We start from the raw sequence: 26756 nt of genomic DNA, 5'->3' as shown, positions 1-26756 counted from the left end.
TCTGCCCTCTGCCCCTCTGCTCCCCTGCTCCCTTCATTCTACGGGCAACGGGGATGAATGCCTCCTTGAGTACAAATGTATGCTAGTTGCTTGGCATCTAAATTTTTGGCTTTAGAAAAATCAACCCCTTGGACTACGGCCGATACTGAGCCTAAATCTGGGGTTTGGACAAATTGATCTGCTGGATCTTGTTTGCTAGGAGCAAGAATTGCCCCTTTAAAATCTGCTCCAGCGATGTTTGCCCCTCGTAAATCTGCAAGACTCAGGTCGGCATTTTGTAAGTTAACGTTTTCCATTTGGGCAGAACGTAAAACAGCACCAGTTAAACGAGTAGCGCTGAAGTTAGCATTGCTGAGATTAGCACGATCCAAATAAGCTCCTGACAAATCTGCCCCTTGCCAATCAGTGTTAGTTAAGTTGGCAAAAGATAATTGCGTTCCGATGGCAGTGGCGCGACCTAAACGCGCTGCATACAGATTGGCTTCGTTCAATTTGGCATCGCCTAAATCTGCCCCAGTCAAGCTGGCTTTTTCCAAAACTGCGTTTCGCAGATCGGCTCCTACTAGTTGGGTGCTGTTGAGTTTAGCATCATATAGACGCGCGTTGGATAAGTTGGCTCTGTTAAGAGTAGCGCGACTCAAATCGATCCGGTTCATCAAGACGCGACTGAGGTTAGCATCAGTAAGATTGGCTTGCTGCAACTGAGCTTGGCTTAAATCAGCCATTACATCGTCATAGGTATCCCAGCGTCCATCTTCACCCACACCCCGGAAGCGACTAGCCTTAAAGCTGGCTTGGTTAAGATTTGCAGATTTAAACTTAACTCCAGATAAATCAAGATTGTCTAGTACTAAGTTGAAGTAGGAACTTCCAGAAGTACCGCTTTGACCTAATTGAGTCCTATTAAGGTCAACACCCTCAATTTTTTTACCGCTATAAACAGAGAGAATCTTGTTGATTGTCCGTTGGTTTCTTTGTAGCCGCCCTTGCCGTAATTCCCGCTCTTTGGTTGCAGTGCTACCTACAGATTCCAGTTCGCTGACCAAAAACTGATTCTTATTTTTGAGTTCTGGGATGGCTTGGGGCCCGACAGTTGTCAAAGCTTGTTGAATTGTATCCAGAAGGCTGGGATTAGTTTCGCTAACTAATAAATCCGCCAGAAATTTAATGGATTGTGGGTCATTAAGACCACCCATAGCTAGAATTGCACTTTGGCGTTGCTCATTAGTCGCCCCAGAGTTGGGAGTCAATTGTTTGACAAGTTCGAGGAATTGTTGGCTGTTGATTTGCTTGGTTGCTCGCTGAGATTGTTGAATTTGGATATAAACTTGAGTGCCAATTAAAGTTGCCAGCACAGCAGTCATACTCGTCAGCCCTATCCCAAACAAAGTCAGATTGGGATTTTGCTGTATCCGCCGCCACAAATTAGGCGAATGGCTGGTTTGATCTGCCGCTAATTCTTCTCCCTCCTGGTTTTCTTCTGCTTGATCGTTACCATCAGCAGACTGAGCTTGTTTGTTCCTAGCTAAGAGTGCATCGATTGTATAAGTACCTGCCAGTTGATCGTGTAGTGCGCGACGCCCCCGACGTGATGGTAAGCCTATCCCTTCACCCACAATCATTAATAAAGATAAAAATGTGAATAATCCTAAATTCGGAAAAGCAAAGCTGTAACGCCACAGCAGATAGGCGATGGAAATGGGTACCGTCCAGCGCCCAACTCCTTCTCTAATCACAACTGCCCCCAATCCGGGCGCCTTTCCTTGCTCATTGACAACCCGCACTTTTAACCAACGTTTCCCAATTGTGCTACCAGTCTTAGCTAATAAATACAATTGCCACCACGAAAGAGTTACAGGTGCTAACAAGGCAATTGTCCACAAAATATTAGTCGGCCATGCAACGTTACGAATGCCATAACTCACAGGTAGAGCTAGGGGTCTGGCGATCGCTCTTTCTGTGACTACCAGCACGGGGTTCAGCGGCACTCGGTTCAGATCGCTTCTAGAATTGGCATAGACACCAATGCCGAAGGGAATCAACCCACTAGTAACCACGAGTGTGATTTCAGCCGTCCAAGCAGCAAAACGCCTACTTGCTAGCAGCAGCGAATTGGCTCTTTCCGATTTTTTTGACTGACCAGATTGATTACTAGTTCTCCTGACAATTGGTGAGGTCATCGTATAATTTCCTTTGATATTATTTCTACGCCGCGATCGGCACAATTAAAATAGACTAAGCTAGTCAGCAAAAAGAAAAGCATATTGAAATAGGATTTAGGAGTTATGCAGCAGAATTTTGGAGTCTGAATGGGCTGCTCTAACAGAAATCAAATAGGCTTTATACCTAGTTTTGACACTTAGCTTGTGTACTTCAACTTCCTGGAAATCCTCTATAAGTCAGAAGCGGTTTTTATTCCAGCTCCTGACTCTCATAACTCCGGGCAGAGTGCAAAGTAAATGCATATCAACTTATTGCTTACGTTGAAAGCTACCAGACACAAAAAATTTGTATCCAACATACACTAACACTGCCAAAAGTGCCAGACTGATTACAGATGCAACTAGTTTAAACACTGCTTGCAGTATCGCCAAGCCTACTAGCACCGTTACACCCGAAACTATCAGCTTTTTCATACCAGATAAGCTGTTGAACCAAATCTGAAATCGCTCTAGTTGCAAGTTAAAGCTGGCAAAAACAGACTGAGACGTTTGTTTTTTTTCTTGTGAAACTACCCCAGGCGGGGAATTAATCTCTGCCTCTAGCTTATCGAGACGACGCTGTAAGTCTTCTTCTGGTTGAGGATTCATTAATCTTTCCTACCTCATTAGCATACTTATTCAACAATAGACCAATTAAATTCTATTTTTGGTGGTTGTCTTAGTGATTTTAGCTAATCTCTGTGCGTGCAAGACCTTACAAACATCAATTCTAGAGACGTTGCAATGCAACGTCTCTAAAGACACCTATCAAATCTTCACAAATAATCTTTAATTGACTAGTATTGCTTTATACAGCAGCTTTTGGAACCAAGACGGATTGTTGTCGTCTATATAAATCAGACTGTCTAACAATATTGCTCTAAAAAAATCTGGGGCATTAATTAAAATGAAAACCCTTAGGCTACTTGCAATTATTCCCACGGCTTTGGCGATGAGTCTGGTTTTCACTGAAGCTAATTTGGCACAGACACCAACAATCCAAATTAATCGAAATTCCCAACCCGATCCATTGATTTTGAATGGAAAATCTGGAGGAAGTGTCAAAAGTAATTGTGGCAATATTACCACTGAGCCTAATCAAGTTATCCAAGTTACAGAGTCATTACCTTATTTGCGATTAACAGTAGAGAGCCAAGGAAAGCCAACACTGCTGATCGACGGGCCTGGGGGGCGCTTTTGCGTACTAGCAGATAGTTACTCTGGAGGTAAGTCAGAACTTTCTGGTTATTGGCAGCCAGGAAAATACTCGCTGTATGTGGGCGAACTATCCCAGCAACAGTTTACTTACAACCTTTCAATCTCGCAAAAAAATAAATAGTCATTAATTTTTTGCTTATGTTTTGCTAATGACTAACGATCCTTGACTATTCTTCCAGCGATTTGGCTGGAACTTCAACAGCAGTGACATCAATTGTGCCTTCTGGTGTGAAGCGCTGAAAATGACTATTTTGTACTAACAGCAACTCGTTACAGTTAGGACATTGCAACTGACTGTTATTTAAACCTGTAAATTCATATCTACAGACAGGACATTGATCGGCAACCAAGTTGCGTTGCAGCCACCAACGAAAGCCAAAAAAAGCCGCAATCGGTGCCAACAACAGCAACCCGAAAATAATTAGCAATGAATTAACTAACCAACCCAAGCCCACTGATGCTAGCAACCAAATAACTGCCAGCAGGGTAAGCCAAGGGCGGAGATTTAAAAGATTCAATTGAAATGACTTAAAGCTCATTTTTAATAAATTTTTTCCTGCTCTCCTTCTAGGATAGCGATTTTAGTCATTAGTTATGAGTCATTGATCGTTTGTCATTTGGACTCAAATGGACTTTATTACTGAGGATAGCAGCATTTTTTCTAAGTGCTGTTGGAAGGCATTGATGCCAAATAGAGCGATCGCCTGTTCTCGCAGCCACTCCCCATCACATCGCTGGTCATCCCCTTGAAGCATTTCTATACAAGCTGCTGCTACAGCATCAGGATTGCGGTGTGGAACCCGCCATCCCAGTTTACCATCCTGCAAGGGGTCAGCGGAACCATCATCGTCACCAGATAACACCGGCACTCCACAAGCCATTGCTTCTAGATAAACTATGCCAAAGCCTTCTTGTGAAGGCATAATATAGGCATCAGCAAGGCGGTAATGTTCCATTAATTGTTCTGTGGCAACGAAACCAGCAAAGACAACGCGATCGCTCACACCTAAATCTTCTGCTAGCTGCGCTAATCGCGGTTGGTCATCGCCGCGGCCAATGACTAAATATTTCACTTCTGGGAAAACTTTAGCGATTTGTGGTAAAGCCCGAATCGTGACATCTACACCTTTGTAAATATCTCCTGACCATAACCGCGCTACTGTCATTAACACTTTCGCGCCAGTTAAGCCATACTTCTGGACTAATTCTGGTTGTTTGAAACCAGGAGTAAATTTATCCGCATCAATTGCACAAGGCATCATCTGTACCATTTTCGGGTTTAGACTATTGGCAACACAAGCGCGATCGCGGCTGTAGCGACTAATTGTCCAAATTCCCGCTGCTGATGTCAGGGCGCGACGTTCTTGATTTTTCAACGGTTCCCAGACTTCTTTGCCGTAAGTTAGCACGGTGTAAGGAATCCCCAAAGGCTGGCAAAGTGTTTGGATTAATACTGCTAAGTTAATGTGACCGCAGAAAACCTGCTGCGGACGGCTCTGCAACAAACATTTCAGTAAAGCCGCTGCCATTTGCAATCTCCCCAAATAGGGAGACTGATTTTTAAAATAATGAAATTTTAAGTTCTCGTCTTCAAACGGATTTAAGCTATCAGCACTATCTCGCAGCAAAAAGACTTCTGCCTTGTAGTCTTGGCCCAATCCCAAATAGGCGCGAAAAATATCTTTTATATAGGATTGAATACCACCTTCGTGAGCAAAAATTTCTAAAAACACGAAGACATGGTTAGTTGTTTTGTTAACTTTATCACCTAAATTCAGGTTTTTTGTCACTGTAGTGATTTGCATCTTAAATTATTTACACTTGCGGTAAGGGCGCGATTGCACCGCTTTGTAACCGCTCTAAATCTGTTTTTACCATTTTTTCTAAAAGTTCCTCAAAGCTTACTTGGGGTTCCCAGCCGAGGTTTCTTTTAGCTTTACTGGGGTTAGCTACTAGTTGAAAATGCTCATCTTGTCGCAACAGGCTAGTATTTAAGACTACATGGTGCTTCCAATCCAAGCCGACAGACTCAAAGGCTGTGGCAACTAAATCTCTCACACTGTGTAGTTTACCAGTGCCAATCACATATTCTTCTGGTTCATCAATTTGCAACATTAGCCACATTGCTTCTACATAATCACCTGCAAAGCCCCAATCACGTTTTGCATCAAGATTACCCATTTCTAAGGTGTCAGTTAAACCCAATTTAATTGATGCAGCCGCCAAAGAAACTTTGCGTGTGACAAACTGAGGTGGGCGTAGAGGAGACTCGTGATTATATAAAATTCCGCTACAGGCAAATAGTCCATAGCGCTGTCTATGATGCACCATCGTCCAGTGGGCGTGCATTTTAGCCGCAGCATAAGGATTTTTTGGACGAAAAGCGGTTTCCTCATCTTGAGGCGAGAGGAATACATCGCCAAACATTTCTGAACTGCTGGCTTGATAAAATCTAGTAGACAAACCAACTTTTCGTACTGCTTCCAAGAGCCTAGTAGCTGTACCAGTTATTAAATCCAGGGTTCCCAATGGATCGTTCCAGGAGTCGGGTACAAAACTGGGAGCCGCCAAATTATAAATTTCTTGGGGACGCAATTGTTCAACAGCGGTCAACAGTGCCGCACTATCCCTCAAGTCAACCGTAAAAATTTCTACCTGATTTGCCAGTATTCCCAGTTTTGTCAAATTAGGTTGTCGATGTGGGGGTACTAAGCCGACAACTCGATAACCACGGTTGAGGAGCAAATGGCTGAGATAGTAGCCATCTTGACCAGTAATTCCTGTGATTAGGGCTGTCTTAGTCATATTTTGTCCCTTATTCTGTCTATCTCTTTAAGCACAAAATGGCACTTGTTGGAGAACAAACATCAAGACTCTCAACACTGCTGACAAATCTTAACAAGGGAGCTAGTATAGCTCGAATGCTATTTTTACTATATTCATTAATTATTTTTATACAAAAACCTACTTAAGATTTTACAAAAAAATCATAATGAGTAGGCAATTTCACATAAAAAATATATTTCTCCAATTTAAAGAATACTGAAAAAAGAGTATACTTTTATCAATCAAATAACTATGTATTTCAGCAAAAACTGCTTCTGTTTAAAAGTGTGTAGCTCCACTTTTGGCAAAGTCTTGATTAGCTTGGTAACGACTATATGAGAAGTTTTATTTGTTTGACTCCTAAGTACAAGAGAGTATTGTAGAGAAGAAAAGCCCTCGTTTTTTGTGGATACTCCTTCCCTACAGTCCACTCTCCTCACAAGCCAAAACTGACATCAGAATTATTCTCTCCTTCCTTTAGCCTTGACTATTTCACTGTTACTTTTGTGCTTCTACAGAGTATTTGACAATGAGCAGGCAATTTCTACCATCCGCACCACGTTCGTATACAACCTTGTCAGCCAACCGCCGGAGGAGAAACCATCCATACCCACCTACTTGCAGAGTACCTGGGGCTGGCTCTGCGATCGCATCAGGATTGAAAGGTTTTCCGTAATCCCAAATTCTAATCTCTAGTCGGTCAATCCACAGATAAACGTTAATTTCAATGATTGTTTCTGGGGGTAACGCATGATGAGCGTGACGAACAGCGTTGGTAAAGCCTTCTGCTAATGCTAAATTGAGGCGATCGAGTTGGGTTTTTGACCAGCCAAGTTGAGACAAGTGTTGCAGACAAAATTGCTCAAACCATTCTTGCACCTGGTTTAAGAGCCTGAGTTCGCTCTTAACCGTCAGATGGTCTTGCTGCACTATACTAAGCATTAACTGTGAGTTGAATATAAGTAAACCCAAGTTGCTAGTTATTAAATTCTGCGCTGTTCGCAAAATTTCTCTGACATAAAAAAATCTAAATTGACATATTCTATGTACCAAAATACAAAACATGAATGATTTTGGCATTCTGAGGGTTGTAACTAGCAACTTACGTTAAGTAAGTAAGAAATGTTTGTATTTGTTGACTTTTGATGATTTGAGATTTTGGAATAGCTTTTCCATCCAAAACTTCAAATCCCAGATGCAATCTGAACTATTGAAGAAGAATTCAGAATAGAGAATTCAGAATGCAATCAGTGAGGATACCCTGCGGGATCTTGCTAAAGACCCAAAACTATCTTGTTGACCACTAAAAAAGCATATTTAGTGTATGAATTAAACCCGTTTATTCAGGCGCTATCTACGAGACGCTGTGCGTAAGTTGCTTTTGCGTAGGATGCGCGGATTTGCTTTGGGTGGCGTTACCCGCTTTTTCATCATTCAGAATTAAATTCTGTTAGCGGATAGCTAAGGTTTAGCCCATTCTGGCTTCTGACTCCTGAATTCTTTCCTGTTAAAATTGACGCCTGTTGATTGTTTTCAAAAGCACATCTATCTGCATCTGCTCTTGAAACTCACAGGCGTCAAAGCACTTTGTGGTGACTAATTTAGAATAGTCCCAAGGTCAAAGATTTATCCAATGGCAAAGCAGCACCAATACCTAGCCACACGGTGACAAGAGTACCAACAAGGAATACTGTGGTTGCAACTGGACGGCGGAAGGGGTTTTGGAACTTATTCACGTTCTCAATAAAGGGAACGAGGATTAGCCCTACTGGTACGGAACCCATTGCTAACACTCCTAAAAGTTTGTTAGGAAGCGATCGCAAAATTTGGAAGACTGGATACAAGTACCACTCTGGCAAAATTTCCAATGGTGTAGCGAAAGGATTTGCTGGTTCACCGGTCATTGCGGGATCTAGCACGGCTAGAGCCACAATCGCAGCGAAGGAACCCATGATCACAATTGGAAAGACGTAAAGTAAGTCATTAGGCCAAGCGGGTTCACCATAGTAGTTGTGACCCATGCCTTTAGCGAGTTTGGCTCTTAACTGAGGATCGCTCAGGTCAGGTTTTTTTTGTGTTGACATTTTTAAATGTGCTCTCCTGCTTAAGTTAAATTAAAGCATTTGTGAAAGCTATCAGCTACTAGGCAACCAAAAGGCGGAAAACAGCGTTTCTATATCTACAGTCATCCGCCTGAAGTTGTCTATAGCTTGAGGCTTCAGATACAAGTATTTGTTTTTTGGAACTTATGTGCAATTAATTTCTTGTGTTTCATAAGTTTAAAACAAACAACTCGATCTGAAAACTAACAAATGTTGCCTTTCGCTAATAGCTGAGATTACAAAGGCCCGGAAATACCTTGCTTGCGGATCATCAAGAAGTGAAACAGCATGAATACTGCAATCAACCAAGGCAGTACAAATGTGTGTGCGCTGTAGTAACGAGTTAGTGTTGCTTGACCAACACTGGAACCGCCGCGCAGCAGGTCAGAAATCAGAACTCCAACCACAGGAATTGCTTCTGGTACGCCGCTAACGATTTTCACAGCCCAGTAGCCAACTTGATCCCAAGGTAGAGAATAGCCGGTAACTCCGAAGGAAACGGTGATCACAGCTAGGATTACACCACTTACCCAAGTCAATTCGCGGGGCTTTTTGAAACCACCAGTGAGATAAACCCGGAAGACGTGCAAAATCATCATCAACACCATCATGCTGGCAGACCAGCGATGAATGGAGCGAATTAGCCAACCGAAGTTTACTTCAGTCATGATGTACTGGACTGAGGAAAAAGCTTCAGTAACTGTTGGCCTGTAGTAGAACGTCATGGCAAATCCAGTAGCAAACTGGATGAGAAAGCAAACCAAGGTAATTCCACCCAGGCAGTAAAAGATATTGACGTGGGGAGGGACGTACTTGCTAGTAACGTCTTCGGCGAGTGCCTGAATCTCCAGGCGTTCCTCAAACCAGTCGTAAACGTTGGCCATACAATCTCAAGTTCCTAAAAGTCGGTTGCGGTTGATAAATCCCGAAGTTCTGAATCGGCAGAAGCCTTCGCTCAGACTTCTCTCCCAATTAGCAATTTTGGGATTTTAGTAAAGGGTAGTTTTTTTCTTGCTTTTCAGCTTTCAGTGTGCTAAGAGACTTCAGAAACTTTACACTCTGTAAAGATGGAATATATTGCGATCTCTTTACGCCCCTACACACAAAATGGTGGACACAAAGTAGATTTTATCCTTTGGTGAGTGGATACGATGCATCAGTTGACTGAACAACTTGATGAGAAAAATGCACCACTTCTATAAAAAAAGTAACATAATCGAGAGATAGATTTCATCAAACAACAGAGGAAGTAGGCATTATCTAGGCAATTTGGGTTGAGGTGGAATTGATAATGGGGTTCATGAATAAACAAGTCTTTCGGGTTGGATTTTCATTGTTAATGGCGGTTTGCTTGGCCTTGGGTACGCTAACTCAGCCATCGCTGGCTTTGACTGGAGAACAAAAGCTGGTTTCGGAAGTTTGGCGAATTGTTAATCGTACTTATCTAGATGAGACATTTAATCATCAAAACTGGGCGGCTGTGCGGCAAAAGGTTCTGGAAAAGCCGCTGCCAGACTCAAATGCCAGTTATGAGGCAATTGGGAAGATGCTCAAGAGTCTCGACGATCCTTTTACCCGCTTTTTAGATCCAGAACAGTACCGCAGCTTGCAGGTAAATACTTCTGGGGAACTGACTGGAGTAGGATTGCAAATTGCCTTGAATTCTGAGAATGGGAAGTTGGAAGTCGTGGCTCCCATCGCCGGTTCACCGGCAGATAAAGCGGGGATTCGACCACGCGATCGCATTCTCAAAATTGAAGGTGTTTCCACAGAAAATCTCACCCTTGATGAAGCTGCTACCAGAATGCGCGGGCCGAGTGGCAGCCTTGTGACTCTCGTAATCGAACGGGACGGAGAGGCAGAAACGGAAATTAGACTGACACGCGATCGCATTGCTCTTAACCCTGTGGTTTCAGATTTGCGTGTTTCTGCTGAGGGCGCACCCATTGGCTACCTACGTCTTACACAATTTAATGCCAATGCTTCAACGGAATTGGCACACGCTATTTCTAGTCTAGAAAAAAAAGGCGCTGCTGCCTACATTCTAGATTTACGAAATAATCCTGGGGGATTATTGCAATCAGGAATTGAAATTGCCCGTCTCTGGTTAGATTCTGGCACTATTGTTTACACTGTTAACCGACAAGGTATTCAAGGTAGTTTTGAAGCCTTTGGTCCGGCCCTGACGAACGATCCTTTGGTGATTTTGGTGAATCAAGGAACTGCCAGTGCTAGCGAAATTCTCGCTGGCGCACTCCAAGATAACGGCCGCGCCCAGTTGGTAGGCGAAACTACCTTTGGCAAGGGTTTAATTCAATCCTTGTTTGAATTATCAGATGGTTCGGGCTTGGCAGTGACAATTGCTAAGTATGAAACTCCTGAACACCGGGATATTAACAAATTAGGTATTAAGCCGGATAAAGTTATTTCCCAACCAGCCATTAACCGCGAAGAAATTGGTACTGAAGCGGATCTGCAATATCAAGCCGCTGTGGAACTTTTGAAGAAAAACTCAGTGGTAGCGGGGAAAGCTTGAAGAAGGGTACAAGGAGACAAATCAGGTGGGGATTCAGACTCCATCTGATCCCATAAGGAACAAATAAGACTTAGTTATGCCGATAATGGTAGCTGAATCACAAATTCAGTTCCTTCACCAAGTTGGGAATTCACCGCGATCGCTCCGCTATGTTTTTCTACAATGATTTGACGAGCGATCGCAAGTCCTAATCCTGTGCCTTTACCAACAGCTTTCGTTGTAAATAAATGGTCAAATATTTTTTGTTTTACCTCTTCCTCCATACCTTTACCATTATCAGCGATTGTAATTTGAACTAAATTAGTTGCTACTGTAGTGGTAATTTTAATGCAGTTCGGATTTGCTTTAATTTCGGCAAAACTTCTGCCAATATTCGATTCCTCTAAGGCATCAATGGCATTTGCTAAGATATTCATAAATACTTGATTTAATTGTCCAGGGAAACACTCAATTTGAGGCAAAGTGCTGTATTGAGTTATCACTTCAATTGCTGGACGTTGCTCGTTAGCTTTGAGACGATGTTTTAAAATTAGAATCGTGCTATCGATGCCTTGGTGAATATTAAACGGTACTTTATAGTCTTTATCGGCACGCGAGAAAGTCCGCAAACTGGTGCTGATATTTTTCAGGCGATCGCACGCCATCGACATGGCATCAATCATCTTAGGCAAGTCTTCTAAGCTATAATCCAAGTCAATTTCTTCGGCATGGTGTTTGATTTCATCACTTGCGTTGGGCAAGCTTGATTGATAGAGTTTTAAGTGTTCAACAATATCAGCGATGGTAGGTTTAGCTTGTTTGAGACTGGCAGCAATAAAACCGAGAGGATTATTCATTTCGTGAGCAACACCAGCAACCAAGTTCCCTAGTGCAGACATTTTCTCACTTTGCACCATTTGTAATTGGGCGTTTTGCAGGCCGGTGAGCGCTTGTTCTAAGTCAAGTGATTTTTGCTGCAAGGCAAGTTCAGCAACTTTGCGTTCGGCTTCAAGCCGCGCCCTTTCGCTAATATCTCGCATCACAACGACTGCACCGAGTTTATTACCCGAAGAATCGAAGATTGCTTGTCCGCTGGCTAACAAAATTCTCATAGAACCATGCTTCGGTGCAATTACCATTTCGGCATTTTCGACGATTTCTCCCTGCAAGGCGCGAAATAAAGGAATTTCCGTTTTTGATAGGGGTGTTTGACCATCAAGTTGATAGAGATCAAAATGTTCTGCCCATTGTTCTGCTGGTAATGATTCTACTGGGAGACCATGAAATTCACGAGTTGCTTTGTTAAATAGAGTCAATTTGCCACTAGCATCACAAACAACAATTCCATCGGTAATATTGTGAATAATGGCATTCAAGAACTCTCGTTCTTTGGCTAAAGATACTTCAGCCTGTTTCAATTCTTCTAGTGATGCTTGTAATAACTGAGATTTTTCCTGCTCTCTGGCATACAGCCGAGCATTTTCCAGAGAAATTGCGGTTTGGGCACAAAGTAAGTTCAGCAGTTCGACGCGATCGCTTGTAAAGGCTCCGGTTGCCAAATTATTTTCCAGGTACAATACGCCCAGCAATTTACCCTGATGCAAAACTGGGCTGCACAAGATACTCTTGGGTTGCTGTTGCTGAATATACGGGTCATTGAGTAGTTGCGGATGCACCGTGGCATCAGTAATTATTGCTGGTTGTAAGTTGCGTTTGACGTTATTAATTAAGCTAACTGGCACATCAACAGAGTCTTCAACAGGCTCTGGGTTGAGCAACATCGAGTAAAAATCGACGACGTTGGCAGCCTGTTGGTTCTGGACACCGCTCAGGGAGAGCTGTGCTAAAGCCTGAACTAGCAACCGATCTGACTGCAAAAGCATGAATACACACTTATCGGCTCCCGTATTTTCAATGACGATATGCAGCAAAGCTGAAAGCAGTTTTTCGAGTTCGATTTCCCCAGAAAGGGTTTGGGAAGCTTTGAGAATGGTAGCTAAATCTAAACCAACAGAGATGCTACTACTGTTGGAAGTGGAAGTGACACTCCCTAATGAGAAGATTGTTTCATTAGTTGAGAAGGGGGAACGGGTTTGCTGGAGGATGGGGGTGAGCAGTTGGGGATAGCGTTTTTCCAAGTCGGCAACCTTGGCTTTTGCACCCCAGCGAGCATAGCAGTAGTAGGCTTCGGTCATGTATGATTGAGCAATCCCTTGTTTACCCCAGTCAAGGTAAAATTTAGCTGCCAGTTCATTAGCCAGCGCTTCTTCTTGGATGTAATGGTTTTCTTTGGCTTCGGTGATGGCGCGATCAAACAAATTTATTGCCTCGGCTTTGTTGCCTTGCACTCGCTCTCGTTCCGCTTCAACTAGATGAAACTTGTGCAAGAAATTCATCGGGGCATGAGTTGCCCAGTACTTGAGTTTTTCTTGGTTGGCAGCGATGCATTCCTTTGCTTGCTGCTGTTCTGGGGTTGAAAGTCGCTCAAAGTATGCTATTTGAGCTAAAGACTCATAGAAATGAAAGATCGGTACATATACGAAAGCAAGGACAGCATCCAAATACTGTTTTCCCTGACTAGCTTGTTTTACGGCTTGTTCAAAGTCTGAAAACAGATAGGACACAACCAGTTTATTGATTCCCAGCAATGCTAATCCGGTGCGATCGCCTGCTGCTTCATGTAATGGAAGTTGATGCTGTTCGTTGTAGGCTGAACCGTTCAACACCAACACGTTATTTGCATCGCCCATTAAATTGAGCAAAATTTGTCGAATCAACTGGGAATAAGTCAGACTTAAATTTTGCTTGAGGTGCTTGAGCGCTTCACAATATCCGGCAACTTCCGACTCCAGCTGCGTTAAGTTCTGTCCAGCAAAATAGGAGTAAAAACCGTAGTTATACGCAGAGTAGGCCGCGAAAGTCAAATCGCCTACATCTAAACAACTACAATAGGTCATCTGCAAGGGATTTAATATCTCACCCAAATGCATTTTCCAATGCCTTGTGTACAAATACACTAGTAATAAAGTTTTCCCTTTCAATTCAGAATTTTGATAACGTGAAAGTAGGTCGAGGGCTAACTGACCGAATTCATAACCTAATTCGACGTTTCCGACCACACCACACATCAATATCCCATAAGAGGCATAGCTAAAAGTCGAGGTTGACTCATTGCCATACACGACAGACAGATAAACCTTTTTTAAAATTACCAGTAAATACAGCAGTGGCACAGACACATAAGCGCCGGGTGCTACCGATGTCAAAATTCGAGCCGCCGCCAGGATATTCGCATCCCTTGCTTGGCTGAGGTTGAGTAACTCGGCAGGTAAGCGCTCTCCAATCGCATCTGAGACTGAACTAAAGGCAGTTGCCACATCGTCCTGGGTGGGCACTGCGGGCAGTTCCACTCCCAATTGCTTTAAAATGGCAAGTGCCGCTGCGATCGCCTGGATAAATTGACCCTGAGCGATGAATGCCTCAATCTTCACCTCATAAACGCTGATTTGATCTAATGGGGTTTTGGCGTGGTTTAGGACAAGGCTTGCAAAGGCTGCCATCTGCTCTAAATTACCGCTCAGATAGGCGGCTTCTGTGGCAACTTGATGGAGTGCTAGGGTTAATTCATACTGATGCTGCCAACTGTTTTGGGCGAGTAACCCAATGCCTATTTGGGCATATTTGCAGGCGGCAGCATAGGCAGTCGCCGCTTTTGCCTTGCGACTTGCCATCAGGTTAAATTGCGCCAATTCTTGACGTTCTACGGATTGGGCGATCGAGTCAACCGCAACATTGAGTTGACTGACGATTTCAAAAATGCGTTCTTCCCAGTTGCTTTCGGGGGTGTTACTCAGGAGTAACTGTCCAATCTTCAGGTGAACAGCTTGTTTTTCATCGGCGGGAATTAGGGAGTATGCCGCTTGTTGCACCCGGTCATGTAAAAATCTATATGCAACAATCTCAGAATTTTTTTGGGCAATTAGTTGATGTTCTTCCCCAACATAAAATTTATAAATTTCACTTTGGGGTAAAATCAGACCTTCCTGTAATGCTTTCCATAAACTTGCAGCTGCTTCGATTTGGGATTGTTCAGAAACGATCGCTAACGTCGCCAAATCGAACTGATTGCCGATACAGGCTGCCAGTTTTAAAACATTTTGAGTGTTTGGTGGCAATTTCTGAAGTTGTTGTGCCATAAATTCCACCACATCATCAGTCAGAGCAAGCGATGTCTGCCGACAAGCCGCTACGCGTCTACGCACTTGCGCTACATCACACTGCCAAAAACCAACCTCCCAATCAAAGCTAATCAGCCCATCTTCATGTAACGCTTTCAAAAACTGAGTTGTGAAAAAGGGATTGCCTTTGGCTTTTTGATAAACTAACTCTGTCAACGGCAATGCTTGTTCAGTTGCACAACTAAGCGAATCGGCGATTAAATGGTTCACATCTGCTTGACTCAACGGAAATAAAGTTAGAGTGTTGACGCAAGAAGATTCCTTTTTGATTTCATCTAGCATCAACATGAGTGGATGAGCTGCAAACACCTCGTTATCGCGGTATGCACCAATAATGAATAGATAACCGCCATTGCTCTGGGACATCAACAGCTTCAGTAAATTGAGCGATGCTGAGTCTGCCCACTGCAAGTCATCGAGAAACATCACTAACGGATGCTCTGGTGTGGTGAAGACTTCAATAAACTTCTGGAACAGCAGATTGAAACGGTGTTGTGCGGCACCGCCCGATAGTTCAGCGATCGCAGGCTGTTTGCCGATCAACTGCTCCAGTTCAGGAATCACCTCGATCAGAAGTTGTCCGTTCTCTCCAACTGCCGCTAAAATCTTACTTTGCCATTGCTCCAGTTGAGTATCGCTTTCCCTTAGCAACTGTCCCATCAGATCGCGAAAGGCTTGTACAAAAGCAGACAGAGGAATGTTGCGGTTGAACTGGTCGTATTTTCCTTTGATGAAGTAGCCGTTCCAGCGGACAATCGGTTTATGCACTTCATTGACGACTGCGGTTTTGCCAATACCAGAAAAACCTGCCACTAGCATCAGTTGAGAGCCACCATTGGCCACATAACCAAATGCTTCTAATAAGGTCTTTACCTCCGATTCCCGCCCGTAGAGTTTTTCGGGTATGAGAAAGCGATCGCTGATATCGCGCTGTCCTAAATCAAACCAGGTGTGTTTGCCTGTTTCTCGCCACTGTTCTAAGCAGGTAATAAGGTCATGTTTAAGTCCTAGCGCACTTTGATAGCGGTCTTCGGCGTTTTTCGCCATCAGTTTGCGGACAATTTCGCCCAGCATCAAGGGCAATTCGGGGTTGAAATCGCAGAGAGAGGGCGGAAGTTTCGCAATGTGGCAATGCACTAACTCCATCGGTTCATGGGACTCAAAGGGCAATTTTCCACTTAGTAGTTCAAAGAAAGTCACACCTAAAGAATAGAAGTCACTGCGGTAGTCAATGCCTCTGTTCATCCGTCCGGTTTGTTCTGGCGACAGATAAGCTAGCGTTCCCTCTAGTCCATTGAGGCTTTGGATTTCTTGGGTTTCTCGTGGTAAGAGCGAGGCAATACTAAAATCAATCAGCTTGATTTGTTTCGTGTCAGGGTGAATCAAGATGTTGACTGGCTTGATGTCTTTGTGAATGACGCGCTGTTGATGTAACTGATGTAAAGTGTCTAGTAGTTGCAGAGCAATGGGTAAGAATTGCTCTAATGTCAGTGTTTTTCCTTGAGTAAATTGCCGCAGGGAAACACCACCAAAGTCTTCCATGACTAGAGCATAGCCATTATGATGGGATTCCAGGCTGTAGGGTTTGATAATGCTGGGAATATTTAGGTTTTTAGCGATCGCATATTGGTTGCGAAACTGTACTAATTCGGTAAAAGTTGGGTATTCTCGTTTTAAGAGCTTGATGACAACTGGTAGGCGATCGCATTCTCTAACTGCCCGATACACTTGAGTGCGAGAACCTGAATAAAGTTGCTCGATAATTTGGTAGCCAGCAATCCTTAAAGTTCCATCAACTTTTGCGCTCATAAGTTTTTACGAGAATTTCTTTATACTAGTGTTATAATTCCCACTACCATAAATTGGGTAACAACCATTAGAAAAGTTACATTGGGTATGGGGCACTGGAGGCAAAGAATAGGAATGCAAAGCACCTTCATGTAGAAGATATGTCCATCGCTTTTTGATAATTTACCAAAGTAGCATCAGAACTCCGTCAAGGAGTTTTTGATCGTTGCGTAAGTCTTATTAAAAATCAAATAGGTTTCCTAATTTTTACTATTTGAATTTAGATTTAATTGGGTGGTAATTCTAAACTCATTTCACCCAACAACCCCTTGCGAAAATCTGTTAAAAGTTGCCTTGCTGCTCGCTCTACATCACCTTTGTAACGATGCTCTGCTAAGGCGTGTAAATAGGTATCTCCGGTGTCTGATGTTGAATCGAGTTGGTAGCGAGACTGTAATGGTTTTTTTGGTAATAAATCTCCTGCGACAGCTTCTAAATAGTTGAGTAAATCCACTAAGGCTGCTGCTACTAGTTGGTTATCGTAAGATGCTTCACCGATATCATCACAAATAGCTAATTTCAAGGCTGCGTCTTGGTCTTCTAATCTTAAAGGGATGACACCAGGAGCATCAAGCAATTCTAAATGTTCAGAAATTCGCACCCAGCGTAGTTGGCGAGTTACCCCAGGACGAGCTGCACTTTCCACGACTCGCTTTCCTAACAGGCGGTTAATTAAAGCTGATTTACCGACATTGGGAAAACCAATCACCACAGCCCGCACTGGACGGGGTAACATCCCGCGATCGCTTCTTCTTTGATTGAGTTCTACCCCAGCGGCTTGCGCTGCCCGCGCTACTTCTGCTATACCTTTACCATGTTGAGCGTTGGTAAAATAAGGCACTTCTCCTTGACGTTTAAACCAATCGATCCATAGCGATCGCATTTGTGGTGTAATCATATCTACTCGGTTAAGTATCAACACTCGTTTTTTACCTTCTACCCACTCACCTATTTGGGGATGGTGAGTTGCTAAGGGAATCCGAGCATCTCGTACCTCAAACACCACATCTACGCGCTTCAACTGTTCTTTGAGCTTCTTTTCAGCTTTCGCAATGTGACCTGGATACCATTGAATCAGGTTTAATCTATAGTTTTGAGTTATAGCCATAGTTAATTACCAAATAAATTATTATCACTTATTAATTATCATTCACTATGGCTTGATGTAAAATCAGACGATTGCCATCAGGGTCATAAGCATATATTTCTCTGCCGTGGGAAGCAATGGAAATATTTCCTGGTGGAGGATAGCCCAAAGTAGTTAGGTAAGCGATCGCATCTTCTAAGTTACTCACCTCTAAACACAAACTGATCTTACTTTTGGCGTTCGATTCAAATTCTGATTCGTTTGTGTTTTTTGGTTTAAAAATACCTAATCGCATACTAACTAAATTAAACTCAGCATAGAGACTCGGAATCAAAGGAACTGGCTTTTGCTCCAGCAATTTGGTATAGAAATTCACTAACTTCTCAAAATTAACCGATGCTATGGTGACAAATGCGTTAGTGTACTGAAAAACCATTTGACACTCCCCCGCTTTAAGTTATTTGATTTTTTTTGCTGAAGAAGTGCGATCGCCAATCAAGAAAGACTCTCACTTTTCTAAAGTTTTTACACTCAGTACTTGCGGCGGTGTCGAATCTGGTGGATAAATCACATCTACCTGTACTATTCGCTGAGTTGAAGGTGGAAGTACAAGCTGTACCATTGGTTCTAACACCTGACCAGTTCTGTGCCATAGATGTATGTAGCGCGTCTTTTGTTGACCTTGGTCATCAAAGTAGCGTAGCCGCACTGTACCACGAAAAAAAGGAAAATCTAAGGATGGTTTGCGAAAACGTAGACCACCTTGGGATAATTTATCTTCCTTCAAAGGTGTTTCTAAAGTAACAGTCACGGTCTGGTTTTGCTTGGTATTATTGCTTAAAGGTAAGGTGAGTTTATATTCCACCCCATAATTGCCATGTGCTTCATAAGCCGTATCTGGATAACGTACCAGCATTTTAGCCGTTTGGATTTGTTGAGTGCCCAATCGACCACTAAGCAATGTGTCTAAACCATAAGAAATAGCTTTGCCAGGTTGGGGAATAGTCAGATATTTGGTTTGGGGATTATCTACCAACTTTGCTTGCCATTGGGAACCACTAGACACACCAGCTACACGCCCATAGATGAGTGCGCCACTGGTAGCATTTAGAGGAGTCGGGGTTTTATCTCGCGGCCCAGCAAAGTTGCCGGTATTTAGTAAAGCTTGCCATTCTGCAAGAGTGGGTTGGCGTTCTGTATTATCAGAATTTTTCTTGGCAAACATTGCTAAACTTGCCGCATAAACTCGATCGCTACTACGCAAGCGCATAAAGCTAGAGCGACCATTCACCGGTTTTTCTAGATTTCGTACAGGAATCGGATGATTTAACAACATCCGGCTTTGTCCTGGCGGAATTATCAGCTTTGCGGGAAAATCTGCTTGTCGAACACCTCGGAGTACATCACCAACAGCGCGATCGCCTGGACCTGAGTAAGCCTTACCATCGTTATTTTCTATGTAGGGGGGTAAGGTGACAAAGGGCGCATCCTGCATCAAATAACTCGCGGCTTGTAACACATCTACTGTTACAGGTTTTTTACCAGGGTTCTGCACAATCACACCTAGGTATAGCGTTTGTAAATCCTTGGGAGTGTGGCTGTAGTGGTGGGCGAATAAGTCAAAGCGTCCCTGAAAAGGAAAATTGAGATGCGCTGCTGAAACTTTTTTACCGTTTGGAGGAAAGGTAGAAAGTAAAATACCTTCAGTTTTAATCCATTCTGGGCTATTGCTGTTAAAAACGGGTATTTTATCCAACTTGCCTGGTAAGGCTCGAACTTCTCCTGGTTGCACAATTACTTGGGGCGCTGGCTTCGGTGAAGTTTGAGCGATCGCGGAATTATATTTTTGAGTTGTGCATCCAAAGGTTTGAGTTATGCCAAGTCCTAATAGAAGTGTAAATACAGGTGATGGAAATTTAGCCAGCATAAATTTGAGCGTCAAGAAAGCTGTGGTATCAAAGATCAGAAGTTATTACTACAAGTTCCTTGAAGGGGATTTCTGAGAATGCGATCGCAAGAAGCTAAAAGTACAAATTACAAATTCCTAATTAGAAAATCACCACACTGCGAATCGATTCACCTTTGTGCATTAATTCAAAAGCATCATTAATTCGCTCAATGGGCATTACATGGGTAATTAAATCATCAATATTTATCTTACCTTCCATATACCAATCAACAATTTTTGGCACATCTGTACGCCCTCTAGCACCACCGAATGCTGAACCTTTCCAAACGCGCCCAGTTACTAGTTGAAAAGGACGAGTACTGATTTCCTGTCCAGCACCAGCAACACCAATAATCACGCTCACTCCCCAACCTTTGTGGCAGCATTCTAATGCTTGACGCATCAATTTAACATTCCCAATACATTCAAAGCTGTAATCAGCACCGCCTTTTGTTAAATCAACCAAATAGGGAACTAAATCACCTTCTAATTCTTGAGGATTGACAAAGTGCGTCATGCCAAACTTTTCTGCCAAGGCGCGTTTGTTGGGATTAATATCCACCCCGACAATCATATTCGCCCCTACCATCCGCGCTCCTTGAATGACATTTAAGCCAATACCACCCAAACCAAAAACTACAACATTTGCTCCAGGTTCCACCTTGGCAGTATTGATAACTGCACCAATACCAGTAGTAACACCGCAGCCAATATAACAAACCTTATCAAAGGGGGCGTCTTCTCGAATTTTTGCCAAGGCGATTTCCGGCAGCACCGTATAGTTAGCAAAAGTGGATGTACCCATGTAATGATGAATCATTTGCCCATCGATACTAAAGCGACTGGTGCCATCGGGCATCACACCGCGTCCTTGAGTTAGGCGAATGGCTTGACAGAGATTAGTTTTGAAACTCAGACAATATTCGCACTGGCGACATTCGGGAGTGTAGAGGGGAATCACATGATCTCCTGGCTTGAGACTGGTGACACCAGCGCCTACTTCCACCACCACACCAGCACCTTCATGTCCCAAAATAGCCGGAAACAAACCTTCTGGGTCGTCACCAGATAAGGTAAAAGCGTCGGTATGACAAACCCCGCTTGCTTTCACTTCAACTAACACTTCGCCGACTTGTGGCCCCGATAGTCGAACGGTTTCAATCGTCAACGGCTTACCTGCGCTGTAAGCTACTGCTGCTTTAACTTGCAATGTCAGCGCTCCTATATAGTTTTGTCATTTGTCATGTGTCATTAGGCATTGGGATTAGGAGAGAGGTGACAGGTGATAGGGAATAATTTGTACCCTGTACTCTATTCTCTTTTTTACTCCCCAGTTTCCTCACAGGCATTGAACGCATGATAAACTTTTGTATTACTTCATTGTATTTACTAAGCACGATCGCGGCTATAACGATAAATTTTATTACCTTTGTCAAAATATCATTCTCTAGCTAGATTGGTTAAAGGCGGCAACAGCTGTTTTGGCAACGATGTAAACTGGATGTCAGCAGCAAACCCCAAATAATTTGTCCACCCCTCAATTAATATATTTTGTTACAGCTTATGAACCCTGCCCTAACTCAAATTGGCGCTCAAATGTCCAACCTGACTGGCGTCAGAGCAATCATGAAGGATATTATCGAAACATTACGAGCGGGTGCAGGGCAGCAGTTTATTAATTTGAGTGCTGGTAATCCGTTGATTTTGCCAGAAGTAGAGCAATTATGGCGGGATTGTACTGCACAACTTTTGGCTAGCCCAGAATATGGTGAGGTAGTTTGTCGCTACGGTTCAAGTCAGGGTTATGCACCATTTGTTGAAGCGATCGCTAATGATTTTAACAAACGCTACGGGTTAAATTTGAGCGATCGCAATATCCTGATCACCCCCGGTAGTCAAACCCTCTACTTCTACGCTGCCAATACCTTCGGTGGCTACACCCCTAGCGGCGAGTTAAAACAAATCGTTTTACCCCTCAGCCCTGACTACACAGGTTACGGCGGTATCTGCTTAGTTCCAAAAGCCTTAACTGCCTACAAACCAACTCTCGATATTGATGCAGCTGCCCACCGATTTAAATATCGCCCCGACTTTAGTAAACTTACAATTACAGAAAATACTGGTTGTGTCCTCTTCTCTCGCCCCTGTAATCCTACTGGTAACGTCCTCACCGATGATGAGGTGAAAAAAATTGCTGCCCTAGCTGCGCCTTACAATCTACCCGTGTTAATTGACTCGGCTTATGCGCCTCCCTTCCCAGCATTAAACTTTACTGAAATGACACCAGTGTTTGGTGATAACATTCTCCACTGCATGAGTTTATCGAAAGCTGGATTACCAGGAGAAAGAATTGGTATTGCCATTGGGGATGAAAAGTGGATTGAAGTGCTGGAGTGTTTTCAGGCAAATATGAGTCTCCATTCTTCACGTTACGGCCAAGCGATCGCAGCTTATGCAATCAATTCTGGCGCTTTAGTGGAAATTTCTCACACTGTCATCCGTCCCTTTTACCAAAATAAGTTTACCGTTTTAGAAACCAGCTTAGAAGAGGCGATGCCCAAGGATTTACCTTGGTATCTCCATCGCGGTGAAGGAGCAATTTTTGCGTGGTTATGGCTACAGGATTTACCCATGAGTGACTGGGAATTTTACCAGCTAGTTAAGCAAGTAGGTGTGATTATTGTCCCTGGAAGTACCTTCTTCCCCGGTTTAGAGGAAGAATGGGCGCACAAGCACCAATGTTTCCGCATCAGCCTCACAGGTACAGATGAAGAGATAGCCACTGCTATGCAACGTTTAGCAAAAGTAGCTGAAGAAGCTTATAAAGGTGCGGCGGTGACTGCCTAGTCTTGAGTGCTGAGTGCTGAGTGCTGAGTGCTGAGTGGGGAGATGAGTGAGACAAGAGAGACAAGGGAGACAAGCGAGAAATTAAGCAATGCCAATTCCCAATGCCCAATGACAAATGACAAATGACAAATGACAAATGACAAATGACAAATGACAAATCAGATAATTGGCTAGAAATTGGTAAGATTGTTGCCCCGCAAGGATTATCTGGAGAATTACGGGTTTATCCTGTATCGGACTTTCCCGAAAGATTTGAGGTGCCAGGAAAACGTTGGTTGTTACGTTCAGGTGACACAGAACCGCAACCAATCGAATTATTAACAGGACGTTATATCAGTAACAAAAACTTGTATGTCATCAAATTAGCTGGTGTGGAAAATTGCGATCAGGCGGAGGCGTTGCGCGGTTGTAAGTTAATGGTGCCAGCAAGCGATCGCCCCCAATTAGGCGAAGATGAATATCATGTCCTCGATTTGATTGGCTTGGAAGTATTCATGCAAGCATCTGGTGAACTCGTGGGTACGGTGGTAGACATCATCCCGGCTGGCAATGATTTGTTAGAAGTAAAGTTGCATGAATCATTTGCTACTGACAAAAAGCAGAAGACTGTTTTGATTCCATTTGTGGAAGCGATCGCTCCAGTGGTAGACTTACAATCTGGTCGTATTGAAATTACGCCGCCATCTGGATTATTGGAAATTAATAATTAGAAAGTTTAGACATACTTACAAAAATCTTTCAATGATGATTTCGTCTATATATGTCCTGTTAATTTTGGCTTGTCTTTTGGCTGTACCAATGATGTAAAAACCTTGGTCAAGGTAAGTAGCTAGCGCCCCCATATTATCTGCACGGATAAAAGTGAATAGTTTCTCATATCCTCGCTGACGGGCAACCTCAAACGTAGCATTAAATAAACTTGTAGCAACTTTTTGTCGTCGATGTGACAAAGCTACATAAGTTCCTAGCACTCCCACATGATCGAAAGCATGGGTGTAAGTAGCAAATGGTTCCATACTTTGAAATCCCACAATCTTTTGTTCATGACCACAGATAGCTACGTGGAATACTCCACGCACTGGAAAGTTTAAAATATATTCGCGTTCAGCTTCTACAGTGAATGGGGTATCAAACGCTGTGTATACTCCAGCTTCAATGATTGGGTTCAAAATGCTGATAATAGCTTCAGCATCGTTAAGTTCAACTTGCCGAACCGATAAATCCACGTTCGATTGCCTTTTAACACTAAGGAGTATTTTATTCACAAAGACTGGAAAAATTCATCATGAGTTAGATGGCTATTATTGTGAAAATAAGTAAAATTACATACTGAATCAAACCGCCAAAATCCTTGTGTAATGGAGCGTCGAAATGACATTAGCCAGTCCTCCACAAACAAAGCCTTTAACAGATGAAGAATTACGCAAGATAAACGCCTACTGGCGTGCAGCTAACTATCTTTCGGTTGGGCAGATATATCTACTCGACAATCCGCTACTGAGAGAACCGCTAAAGCTGGAACACGTTAAACCCAGGCTTTTAGGCCACTGGGGAACAACACCAGGGCTGAACTTTATCTATGCTCACCTGAATCGGGTCATCAAAAAATATGACCTCAACACAATCTACATTGCTGGCCCTGGTCATGGTGGCCCTGGACTAGTAGCCAACACCTACCTAGAAGGCACTTACACTAAGTATTATCACAACATCTCCCAGGATGCTGAAGGAATCCAGAAACTCTTCAAACAGTTCTCTTTTCCTGGTGGGATTCCTAGCCACGTTGCGCCGGAAACTCCTGGTTCCATTCATGAAGGGGGAGAACTAGGTTATGCCCTTGTCCATGCTTTTGGTGCTGCCTTTGATAACCCTGACTTAATTGTTGCTGCTGTTGTAGGTGACGGTGAAGCTGAAACAGGTGCTTTAGCAACTAGCTGGCATTCCAACAAGTTTCTTAACCCCGTGCATGATGGGGCTGTACTGCCGATCCTCCACTTGAATGGATATAAAATTGCTAATCCAACAGTATTGGCACGGATCGGTCATGAGGAATTAGAAAGCTTATTTGTCGGCTACGGCTACAAGCCATACTTTGTTGAAGGTGACGATCCCGCAGATGTACACCAGCAGATGGCGGCGACTCTAGATATAGCGATCGCTGAAATTCAAAGTATCCAAAGAGAAGCCCGCGTACATGGTTTCACTGAACGTCCCCAATGGCCAATGATTGTTTTGAAAACCCCCAAAGGTTGGACAGGGCCCAAAGAAGTAGATGGCAAAAAAACTGAAGGTTTTTGGCGATCGCACCAAGTTCCTTTTGGCAACATCGCCAAACAGCCAGAACATCTGAAACTCCTAGAAGATTGGATGAAGAGTTACAAACCAGAAGAACTCTTCGATGCTAACGGTACACTAATTCCCGAACTAGCAGAACTAGCTCCCAAAGGTCATCGACGCATGGGTGACAATCCCCACGCTAACGGCGGTCTTTTGCTATGCGACCTGAAGATGCCGGACTTTCAAAAGTATGCTGTAGATGTTCTCAAGCCAGGGCAAGCGATCGCAGAAGCTACCCAAGTTGCCGGAAAATTCCTGCGGGATATTATGCAACTTAACCAAGAAAGCCGCAACTTCCGCATCGTCGGCCCCGATGAAACGGTATCAAATCGCTTAGGCGCTGTGCTAGAAGTCACAGACCGGGATTGGGCAGCCCAGCTCCTCCCGGAAGATGACCACCTTTCCCCCGATGGTCGGGTAATGGAAATTCTCAGCGAAACTAATTGTCAGGGATGGTTAGAAGGCTACCTCCTCACAGGACGCCACGGGTTCTTCTCCTGCTACGAGGCATTTATCCACATCATTGACTCAATGTTCAACCAGCACGCCAAATGGTTGAAAACGACTAGAGATATTCCCTGGCGCAAACCAATTGCTTCCCTCAATTATCTACTTACCTCCCACGTTTGGCGACAAGACCACAACGGTTTCTCTCACCAAGACCCCGGTTTTATTGACCATGTAATCAACAAAAAAGCAGAAATCGTTCGCGTGTATTTGCCCCCCGATGCCAACACTCTGCTATCGGTAACTGACCATTGTTTAAGAAGCCGCAACTATGTCAACGTCATTGTTGCCGGAAAGCAACCAGCATTGCAATACCTAAATATGGATGCTGCTATCAAGCACTGCACCAAAGGCATCGGTATTTGGGAATGGGCAAGTAACGACCAAGACGGTGAACCAGATGTAGTGATGGCTTGTGCTGGGGATATTCCCACCTTAGAAACTTTAGCGGCTGTGGACATTCTGCGTCAGCATTTCCCTGAGTTAAAGGTGCGGGTAGTGAACGTAGTTGATTTGATGACACTACAGCCAAAAAGCGAACATCCGCACGGTTTGAGCGAAAAAGACTTTGACACGATTTTCACCACCGATAAACACATTATCTTTGCCTTTCATGGCTATCCTTGGTTGATTCATCGCTTAACCTATCGCCACACTAATCACGATCAGTTGCATGTGCGTGGCTACAAGGAAGAAGGAACCACCACCACTCCCTTTGATATGGTTGTACTTAACGAGCTAGATCGCTTCCATCTAGTGATGGACGTAATCGATCGCGTACCAAAACTAGGGTATAGGGCAGCTTATGTCAAACAGCAGTTGCAAGATAAGCTGATCGAACACAAACATTACATTGAGAAGTACGGCGACGATATGCCGGAAATCCGTGATTGGAAGTGGCCCTATTAAAAGGGAATGAGGATACAGAGGCTTTAATTCCGGTTCCCCCCTTTTTAAGGGGGGTTAGGAGGGATCAACAAGTGCCTAAAATCACAGCTAACTACTTTTCAAACAACCTCTTACGGTACTAAGTACAGCCCACCATAAAAAAGGGTCGAAAATCATGCCGCTATCGCATCTAG

Annotated in this window: 19 protein-coding genes; 5 read left to right on the top strand and 14 right to left on the bottom strand. The window is 43.5% G+C overall.

Features of this window, described 5'->3' with window-relative positions; translation table 11 throughout:
* Positions 1-38: 38 nt before the first annotated feature.
* Both RMY27_RS07380 and RMY27_RS07375 read right to left on the bottom strand, forming a co-directional pair.
* A complete protein-coding gene (locus RMY27_RS07380; protein WP_322661817.1) occupies positions 39-2180 on the bottom strand; it encodes a pentapeptide repeat-containing protein in 2142 nt (713 codons plus the stop codon).
* A gap of 291 nt (positions 2181-2471) precedes the next feature.
* Positions 2472-2810: a hypothetical protein gene (locus tag RMY27_RS07375; protein ID WP_322661816.1), complete on the bottom strand. Its 339-nt coding sequence runs from the start codon at positions 2808-2810 to the stop codon at positions 2472-2474.
* Positions 2811-3108: 298 nt separating this feature from the next.
* Here RMY27_RS07375 and RMY27_RS07370 point away from each other — a divergent pair, with 298 nt between their 5' ends.
* Positions 3109-3540, top strand: coding sequence for a hypothetical protein (locus tag RMY27_RS07370; protein ID WP_322661814.1), 432 nt, complete (start codon positions 3109-3111; stop codon positions 3538-3540).
* 46 nt (positions 3541-3586) lie between these two features.
* On the opposite strand, the gene RMY27_RS07365 is transcribed toward RMY27_RS07370, so the two are convergent.
* From RMY27_RS07365 to petB, 6 genes are all read right to left on the bottom strand, one after another.
* The gene (locus tag RMY27_RS07365; RefSeq protein ID WP_322661812.1) at positions 3587-3958 is read right to left on the bottom strand and encodes a hypothetical protein; all 372 of its coding nucleotides are present in this window, start codon (positions 3956-3958) and stop codon (positions 3587-3589) included.
* A gap of 84 nt (positions 3959-4042) precedes the next feature.
* A complete protein-coding gene (locus tag RMY27_RS07360; protein ID WP_322661810.1) occupies positions 4043-5224 on the bottom strand; it encodes a glycosyltransferase in 1182 nt (393 codons plus the stop codon).
* Positions 5225-5234: 10 nt separating this feature from the next.
* The gene (locus tag RMY27_RS07355; RefSeq protein ID WP_322661808.1) at positions 5235-6224 is read right to left on the bottom strand and encodes a GDP-mannose 4,6-dehydratase; all 990 of its coding nucleotides are present in this window, start codon (positions 6222-6224) and stop codon (positions 5235-5237) included.
* 519 nt (positions 6225-6743) lie between these two features.
* On the bottom strand, positions 6744-7187 hold the full coding sequence (locus tag RMY27_RS07350; RefSeq protein ID WP_322661806.1) for an anti-sigma regulatory factor: 444 nt from the start codon (positions 7185-7187) through the stop codon (positions 6744-6746).
* A 659-nt stretch (positions 7188-7846) separates the two neighbouring features.
* The gene (gene petD / locus RMY27_RS07345; protein ID WP_181930359.1) at positions 7847-8329 is read right to left on the bottom strand and encodes a cytochrome b6-f complex subunit IV; all 483 of its coding nucleotides are present in this window, start codon (positions 8327-8329) and stop codon (positions 7847-7849) included.
* Between the two features lie 254 nt (positions 8330-8583).
* Positions 8584-9231 (bottom strand): cytochrome b6, encoded by a 648-nt coding sequence (gene petB, locus RMY27_RS07340; RefSeq protein ID WP_179064867.1) that lies wholly within the window; start codon positions 9229-9231, stop codon positions 8584-8586.
* A gap of 407 nt (positions 9232-9638) precedes the next feature.
* On the opposite strand from petB, the gene ctpA reads away from it, so the two are divergent.
* Positions 9639-10883, top strand: coding sequence for a carboxyl-terminal processing protease CtpA (gene ctpA / locus RMY27_RS07335; protein WP_322661803.1), 1245 nt, complete (start codon positions 9639-9641; stop codon positions 10881-10883).
* A gap of 74 nt (positions 10884-10957) precedes the next feature.
* On the opposite strand, the gene RMY27_RS07330 is transcribed toward ctpA, so the two are convergent.
* From RMY27_RS07330 to RMY27_RS07310, 5 genes are all read right to left on the bottom strand, one after another.
* Complete coding sequence (locus tag RMY27_RS07330; RefSeq protein WP_322661801.1) at positions 10958-16909, bottom strand: AAA family ATPase; 5952 nt, start codon at positions 16907-16909, stop codon at positions 10958-10960.
* A 265-nt stretch (positions 16910-17174) separates the two neighbouring features.
* Positions 17175-18056 (bottom strand): ribosome biogenesis GTPase YlqF, encoded by an 882-nt coding sequence (gene ylqF, locus RMY27_RS07325; protein ID WP_194042602.1) that lies wholly within the window; start codon positions 18054-18056, stop codon positions 17175-17177.
* 31 nt (positions 18057-18087) lie between these two features.
* Positions 18088-18471, bottom strand: a complete 384-nt coding sequence (locus RMY27_RS07320; protein ID WP_322661799.1) for a VOC family protein — start codon at positions 18469-18471, stop codon at positions 18088-18090.
* A 72-nt stretch (positions 18472-18543) separates the two neighbouring features.
* Positions 18544-19962 (bottom strand): DUF3370 domain-containing protein, encoded by a 1419-nt coding sequence (locus RMY27_RS07315; protein WP_322661798.1) that lies wholly within the window; start codon positions 19960-19962, stop codon positions 18544-18546.
* Between the two features lie 121 nt (positions 19963-20083).
* Positions 20084-21193, bottom strand: coding sequence for an S-(hydroxymethyl)glutathione dehydrogenase/class III alcohol dehydrogenase (locus RMY27_RS07310; protein ID WP_322661797.1), 1110 nt, complete (start codon positions 21191-21193; stop codon positions 20084-20086).
* Between the two features lie 353 nt (positions 21194-21546).
* Here RMY27_RS07310 and RMY27_RS07305 point away from each other — a divergent pair, with 353 nt between their 5' ends.
* Positions 21547-22830 carry a valine--pyruvate transaminase gene (locus RMY27_RS07305; RefSeq protein WP_322661795.1) on the top strand — a complete coding sequence of 428 codons (1284 nt, stop codon included), beginning with the start codon at positions 21547-21549 and terminating at the stop codon, positions 22828-22830.
* A gap of 143 nt (positions 22831-22973) precedes the next feature.
* Positions 22974-23540 (top strand): ribosome maturation factor RimM, encoded by a 567-nt coding sequence (gene rimM, locus RMY27_RS07300; RefSeq protein WP_322661793.1) that lies wholly within the window; start codon positions 22974-22976, stop codon positions 23538-23540.
* A 15-nt stretch (positions 23541-23555) separates the two neighbouring features.
* On the opposite strand, the gene RMY27_RS07295 is transcribed toward rimM, so the two are convergent.
* Positions 23556-24056, bottom strand: coding sequence for a GNAT family N-acetyltransferase (locus RMY27_RS07295; protein ID WP_322661791.1), 501 nt, complete (start codon positions 24054-24056; stop codon positions 23556-23558).
* A 145-nt stretch (positions 24057-24201) separates the two neighbouring features.
* On the opposite strand from RMY27_RS07295, the gene RMY27_RS07290 reads away from it, so the two are divergent.
* Positions 24202-26583 (top strand): phosphoketolase family protein, encoded by a 2382-nt coding sequence (locus tag RMY27_RS07290; protein ID WP_322661789.1) that lies wholly within the window; start codon positions 24202-24204, stop codon positions 26581-26583.
* Positions 26584-26756 lie beyond the last annotated feature (173 nt).

Origin of the sequence: Nostoc sp. DedQUE09 (assembly GCF_034530915.1) — a bacterium.
Classification (GTDB): Bacteria; Cyanobacteriota; Cyanobacteriia; order Cyanobacteriales; family Nostocaceae; genus Nostoc.
Note: the sequence above shows the minus strand (reverse complement) of the source record. Positions and strands in the feature narration are given on the sequence as shown.

Excerpts from the sequence above, each read along its gene's own strand:
- RMY27_RS07380 (WP_322661817.1), bottom strand. The coding sequence starts at position 2,180 with ATGACCTCACCAATTGTCAGGAGAACTAGTAATCAATCTGGTCAGTCA.
- RMY27_RS07375 (WP_322661816.1), bottom strand. The coding sequence starts at position 2,810 with ATGAATCCTCAACCAGAAGAAGACTTACAGCGTCGTCTCGATAAGCTA.
- RMY27_RS07370 (WP_322661814.1), top strand. The coding sequence starts at position 3,109 with ATGAAAACCCTTAGGCTACTTGCAATTATTCCCACGGCTTTGGCGATG.
- RMY27_RS07365 (WP_322661812.1), bottom strand. The coding sequence starts at position 3,958 with ATGAGCTTTAAGTCATTTCAATTGAATCTTTTAAATCTCCGCCCTTGG.
- RMY27_RS07360 (WP_322661810.1), bottom strand. The coding sequence starts at position 5,224 with ATGCAAATCACTACAGTGACAAAAAACCTGAATTTAGGTGATAAAGTT.
- RMY27_RS07355 (WP_322661808.1), bottom strand. The coding sequence starts at position 6,224 with ATGACTAAGACAGCCCTAATCACAGGAATTACTGGTCAAGATGGCTAC.
- RMY27_RS07350 (WP_322661806.1), bottom strand. The coding sequence starts at position 7,187 with ATGCTTAGTATAGTGCAGCAAGACCATCTGACGGTTAAGAGCGAACTC.
- petD (WP_181930359.1), bottom strand. The coding sequence starts at position 8,329 with ATGTCAACACAAAAAAAACCTGACCTGAGCGATCCTCAGTTAAGAGCC.
- petB (WP_179064867.1), bottom strand. The coding sequence starts at position 9,231 with ATGGCCAACGTTTACGACTGGTTTGAGGAACGCCTGGAGATTCAGGCA.
- ctpA (WP_322661803.1), top strand. The coding sequence starts at position 9,639 with ATGGGGTTCATGAATAAACAAGTCTTTCGGGTTGGATTTTCATTGTTA.
- RMY27_RS07330 (WP_322661801.1), bottom strand. The coding sequence starts at position 16,909 with ATGAGCGCAAAAGTTGATGGAACTTTAAGGATTGCTGGCTACCAAATT.
- ylqF (WP_194042602.1), bottom strand. The coding sequence starts at position 18,056 with ATGGCTATAACTCAAAACTATAGATTAAACCTGATTCAATGGTATCCA.
- RMY27_RS07320 (WP_322661799.1), bottom strand. The coding sequence starts at position 18,471 with ATGGTTTTTCAGTACACTAACGCATTTGTCACCATAGCATCGGTTAAT.
- RMY27_RS07315 (WP_322661798.1), bottom strand. The coding sequence starts at position 19,962 with ATGCTGGCTAAATTTCCATCACCTGTATTTACACTTCTATTAGGACTT.
- RMY27_RS07305 (WP_322661795.1), top strand. The coding sequence starts at position 21,547 with ATGAACCCTGCCCTAACTCAAATTGGCGCTCAAATGTCCAACCTGACT.
- rimM (WP_322661793.1), top strand. The coding sequence starts at position 22,974 with ATGACAAATGACAAATCAGATAATTGGCTAGAAATTGGTAAGATTGTT.
- RMY27_RS07290 (WP_322661789.1), top strand. The coding sequence starts at position 24,202 with ATGACATTAGCCAGTCCTCCACAAACAAAGCCTTTAACAGATGAAGAA.